We start from the raw sequence: 5,007 nt of genomic DNA on the forward strand, positions 1-5,007 counted from the left end.
CTGCGCTGGCGTGCGGGCCGCGATCAGCCCGCCAGTGTGCGTGCTCACGCCCTCGCCGTCCGCCCCGCGGGCCTCCTCGCCCACCCCGTGCCCTCCTCGCCGTTCACCCCGCGGACGCCCTCGCCGTCCACCCCGCGCCCTCCTCGCACGTCCGCCCCGTGGGCGTCCTGGCCGCTGCTCGCCGGCTGGCGCTCGAACGTCTCGTCGCAGGGGGCGCGGTCGGTGTCCTGGCCGGTGAGCTGTTCGCGGCGGCGGTCGGCCTGGTGGCCTTCAGGGGTCCAGGGGCGGTCCCCCTGGTAGCGGGAAGGGGCGGGGAGAGGGAAAGACCCGCCGGGCACCCCCGCAGCGCCCAATGGGCCCTGGAGGCCATCCGGAGGCCCGGTCACACCGCGTAAGCGCACCGCACCCCGCCGCGCGGTGCCCGTACCCTGTAGGGCGACGCATCACGGTTGAAGGAAGGCGTACGGCGGACGATGTCGCAGCAAGGGACGAAGCAGCGGGTGGACGACGAGTTCATCGTGGACACGGAGGACTGCGAGGAGCGCGAGCGGGCCTTCCGCGAGCGTGGCACCGCCCGCCCGATCACCGTGTACGGCAACCCGGTCCTGCACAAGGAGTGCCGGGACGTGACCGTGTTCGACGAGGAGCTGGCGCGGCTCGTCGACGACATGTTCGCCAGCCAGCGGGCGGCGGAGGGCGTGGGCCTGGCCGCCAACCAGATCGGTGTCGACCTCAAGGTCTTCGTCTACGACTGCATGGACGACGAGGGCGTTCGCCATGTGGGCGTGGTCTGCAACCCGGTGCTGGAGGAGCTGCCCGCCGACCGCCGGGTGCTGGACGACTCCAACGAGGGCTGTCTGTCGGTCCCCACGGCCTACGCGGAGCTGGCCCGCCCCGACTACGCGGTGGTGCGCGGCCAGGGCCTCGACGGCGAGCCGATCGCGGTGCGCGGCACCGGCTACTTCGCGCGCTGCCTGCAGCACGAGACCGACCACCTCTATGGCTACCTCTACATCGACCGGCTCTCCAAGCGCGACCGTAAGGATGTGCTGAAGCAGATGGCCGAGGGCACCGCCCGCTATGAGACGGTGCCCAACGACTGAGTGTGTCCTACCTCACAGGGCGGGCCGGACCTCTCGGGTTCCGGCCCGCCCTGTCGATGTCAGAAGTCGTCGTCGAACGCGACCGACCCCTCGACCGCCACCTGGTACGCCGAAGCGCGCCGCTCGAAGAAGTTCGTCAGTTCCTGCACGTTCTGCAGTTCCATGAAGGAGAACGGGTTCTCCGAGCCGAAGACCGGTGCGAACCCGAGCCGCTGCAGGCGCTGGTCGGCCACGCACTGCAGATACTCCTGCATCGACGCGGTGTTCATGCCCGGCAGCCCGTCCCCGCACAGATCGCGGGCGAACTGCAGCTCCGCCTCGACGGCCTCCTTCAGCATGTCGGTGACCTGCCGCTGGAGCTCGTCGTCGAAGAGGTCCGGCTCCTCCTCGCGGACGGTGTCCACGACCGAGAAGGCGAACTCCATGTGCATCGACTCGTCGCGGAACACCCAGTTGGTGCCCGTCGCCAGGCCGTGCAGCAGCCCGCGCGAGCGGAGCCAGTACACGTAGGCGAAGGCGCCGTAGAAGAACAGCCCCTCGATGCAGGCCGCGAAGCAGATCAGGTTGAGCAGGAAGCGGCGGCGGTCCTCCTTGGTCTCCAGCCGCTCGATCTTCTCCACCGAGTCCATCCAGCGGAAGCAGAACTCCGCCTTCTCCCGGATGGAGGGGATGTTCTCGACGGCGGCGAAGGCCGCGGCGCGGTCGTCCGGGTCGGGGAGGTAGGTGTCCAGCAGCGTCAGATAGAACTGGACGTGCACCGCCTCCTCGAAGAGCTGCCGCGACAGATACAGCCGCGCCTCGGGGGAGTTGATGTGCTTGTAGAGCGTCAGCACCAGGTTGTTGGCCACGATCGAGTCGCCGGTCGCGAAGAAGGCGACCAGACGGCCGATCAGATGCTGCTCACCGGGGGAGAGCTTGGCGAGGTCGGCGACGTCGGAGTGGAGGTCGACCTCCTCCACGGTCCAGGTGTTCTTGATCGCGTCGCGGTAGCGGTCGTAGAACTGCGGGTACCGCATCGGCCGCAGGGTGAGTTCGAAGCCCGGGTCGAGCAGGTTCTTGACGTGGCCCGGCGCGGTGTTCACGGTGGTCATCTCGGATGCGGTGGGCATTACTGGCAGGCCTCGCAGGACTCGGGGTTTTCCAGGGAGCAGGCGATCGCGTCGGCCTCGGCCGGGGCCTGCTGGGCGGGGACGGTGGGGGAGGGGGCCGCGGCCGCGGCGGCGCCGCCCCGGGCGCTCTGGGCGATCCGGGTGGCCGGGCGCGAGCGCAGGTAGTACGTGGTCTTGATGCCGCGCTTCCAGGCGTACGCGTACATCGAGCTGAGCTTGCCGATGGTCGGCGAGGCCATGAAGAGGTTCAGCGACTGGCTCTGGTCCAGGTACGGGGTGCGGGCCGCCGCCATGTCGATCAGGGCGCGCTGCGGGACCTCCCACGCGGTGCGGTACAGCTCCCGTACGTCCGCGGGCACCCAGGAGAAGTCCTGCACCGAGCCGTTGGACTCGCGCAGCGCCTCACGGGTCTGGGCGTCCCAGACGCCCAGCTTCTTGAGGTCGTCCACCAGGTAGGAGTTGACCTGCAGGAACTCCCCGCTGAGCGTTTCGCGCTTGAAGAGGTTGGAGACCTGCGGCTCGATGCACTCGTAGACGCCCGCGATGGAGGCGATGGTCGCGGTCGGCGCGATCGCCAGCAGCAGCGAGTTCCGCATCCCGGACTTCGCCATCCGGGTGCGCAGCGCCTGCCAGCGCTCCGGCCAGGTGGCCACCGCGTCCGGGTAGTGGTCCGGGTGCAGCACACCGCGCGCGGTGCGGGTCTCGGCCCAGGCGGGGTGCGGGCCGTGGCGCTCGGCCAGCTCGCAGGACGCCTCGTACGCGGCGAGCATGATGCGCTCGGAGATCCGTGTGGAGAGCGCCGTGGCCTCGGGCGAGTCGAACGGCAGCCGCAGCCGGAAGAAGACGTCCTGGAGTCCCATGAGGCCCAGACCCACCGGGCGCCAGCGGGAGTTGGAGGCCCCGGCCTCCTCCGTGGGGTAGAAGTTGATGTCCACCACACGGTCGAGGAAGGTCACGGCGGTGCGGACGGTGGCGTCCAGGCGCTCCCAGTCCGGCTGCCCGTCCTCGCCGAGGTGCGCGGCGAGGTTGACCGACCCGAGGTTGCACACGGCGGTCTCGCCGTCGTTCGTGACCTCCAGGATCTCGGTGCAGAGGTTGGAGGAGTGAACGACCCTGCCGGGCTCGGCGGTCTGGTTGGCGGTGCGGTTGGCGGCGTCCTTGAACGTCATCCAGCCGTTGCCGGTCTGCGCGAGGGTGCGCATCATCCGGGCGTACAGCTGGCGCGCCGGGACCTGCTTGACGGCCTTCCCCTCGGCCTCGGCCCTGCGGTACGCGGAGTCGAACTCCTCGCCCCACAGGTCCACCAGAGCGGGCGCGTCGGCCGGGGAGAACAGCGACCAGTCGGCGTCCGCCTCGACCCGGCGCATGAACTCGTCCGGGATCCAGTGGGCGATGTTGAGGTTGTGGGTGCGGCGGGCCTCCTCGCCGGTGTTGTCCCGCAGCTCCAGGAACTCCTCGAGGTCGGCGTGCCAGGTCTCCAGGTAGACACAGGCCGCGCCCTTGCGGCGGCCGCCCTGGTTGACGGCGGCCACCGAGGCGTCGAGCGTGCGCAGGAACGGCACGATGCCGTTGGAGTGCCCGTTGGTGCCCCGGATCAGCGAACCGCGGGCCCGGATGCGGGAGTAGGACAGGCCGATGCCGCCCGCGTGCTTCGACAGCCGTGCCACCTGGTGGTAGCGGTTGTAGATCGAGTCCAGCTCGTCCAGCGGCGAGTCCAGCAGATAGCAGGACGACATCTGCGGATGCCGGGTGCCGGAGTTGAACAGCGTGGGGGAGCTGGGCAGGTACGAGAGCGTGCTGGTCAGCCGGTAGAGCTCGGCCACGTCGTCCAGCGCCCGCTCCGAGAGGTTCTCGGCGAGGCCGCAGGCCACCCGCAGCAGGAAGTGCTGCGGGGTCTCGATCACCTGACGGGTGATGGGGTGGCGCAGCAGATAGCGGCTGTAGAGGGTGCGCAGCCCGAAGTAGCCGAAGCGGTTGTCGGCGCCGTCGGCCAGGGCCCGCTCCACCAGCGCGTCCAGCCGTGCGGCGTGGGCGGCGGCGAACTCCGCGGTGGAGTCGGCGAGCAGCCCCTCGCGGTGGCCCACCCGGACGGAGGTCGAGAAGGAGACCGCGCCCTGCCCGGCCGCCTCCTCCGTGATGGTCAGCGCCAGCAGCCGCGCCGCGAGCCGCGAGTACTCCGGCTCCTCGGCGATCAGACCGGCCGCCGCCTCGGTCGCGAGTCCACGCAACTCCGCCTCGTCCGAGCCGGGATGACGGCCGCGCAGGGCGGCGGCCGCGACCTTGCCGGGGTCGGTGGCGGGCAGGTCGGCGGTGAGTCCGGTAAGGGTCCGTAGCAGGGCGGTCCCGGGCGCGTCGTCCGCTGCCTGAGAAGCCGCCTGCGCTGAAACCGGATCGGCGGGCGCGATGGTCACTGAGGTGCTCTCCCTCGCTCGGCCGGGCCGCGAAGGGGGCGATGGGCGCGTACGGGCATACCGGTGCCGTACTCCTCGTACGCCAGGCACACCACGCAGCGTCCATCGGCCCAACCCTCGAGGCCGGGGGACGTGTTCACAGGGCTGTCGGCAGGTGCTCGGACTCGCGGGTACGCCGAAATGAGCGCACACGTACACCGTTGCGGGACAGTTCCGGATTCCCACCGGATTCCCCTGCGGCGACAGCGAGGACGAGCATACATCTTGTGTCGGCCGACGCACGCGCCCCCACATCTTGTGTCGGAGCTGCGGAGTTTCGCATGAATGTGCTAATGCGTTCCGGCTTGGCGAGTGGGAGTCCTGGTCAGGCGGCGCCCAGGGGGA

At 70.3% G+C, this 5,007-nt stretch carries 4 protein-coding genes and 1 riboswitch; of the genes, 1 reads left to right on the forward strand and 3 read right to left on the reverse strand.

The annotated features are described in order from the left end of the window. Positions 1 to 44: 44 nt before the first annotated feature. Positions 45 to 338 (reverse strand): hypothetical protein, encoded by a 294-nt coding sequence (locus tag NP777_RS46455; RefSeq protein WP_256656252.1) that lies wholly within the window; start codon positions 336 to 338, stop codon positions 45 to 47. A 135-nt stretch (positions 339 to 473) separates the two neighbouring features. On the opposite strand from NP777_RS46455, the gene def reads away from it, so the two are divergent. Further along, positions 474 to 1,103, forward strand: coding sequence for a peptide deformylase (gene def / locus NP777_RS46460; RefSeq protein ID WP_138913906.1), 630 nt, complete (start codon positions 474 to 476; stop codon positions 1,101 to 1,103). Between the two features lie 59 nt (positions 1,104 to 1,162). Here the strand turns inward: def and NP777_RS46465 are convergent, their stop codons facing one another. Both NP777_RS46465 and NP777_RS46470 read right to left on the reverse strand, forming a co-directional pair. Beyond that, positions 1,163 to 2,194 (reverse strand): ribonucleotide-diphosphate reductase subunit beta, encoded by a 1,032-nt coding sequence (locus NP777_RS46465; protein ID WP_256656253.1) that lies wholly within the window; start codon positions 2,192 to 2,194, stop codon positions 1,163 to 1,165. Between the two features lie 17 nt (positions 2,195 to 2,211). Next, a complete protein-coding gene (locus NP777_RS46470) occupies positions 2,212 to 4,623 on the reverse strand; it encodes a ribonucleoside-diphosphate reductase subunit alpha (RefSeq protein ID WP_256656254.1) in 2,412 nt (803 codons plus the stop codon). A 132-nt stretch (positions 4,624 to 4,755) separates the two neighbouring features. Next, positions 4,756 to 4,882, reverse strand: a riboswitch (cobalamin riboswitch). Positions 4,883 to 5,007 lie beyond the last annotated feature (125 nt).

The organism is Streptomyces rugosispiralis (genome assembly GCF_024505145.1).
GTDB classification, from domain to species: Bacteria; Actinomycetota; Actinomycetes; order Streptomycetales; family Streptomycetaceae; genus Streptomyces; species Streptomyces rugosispiralis.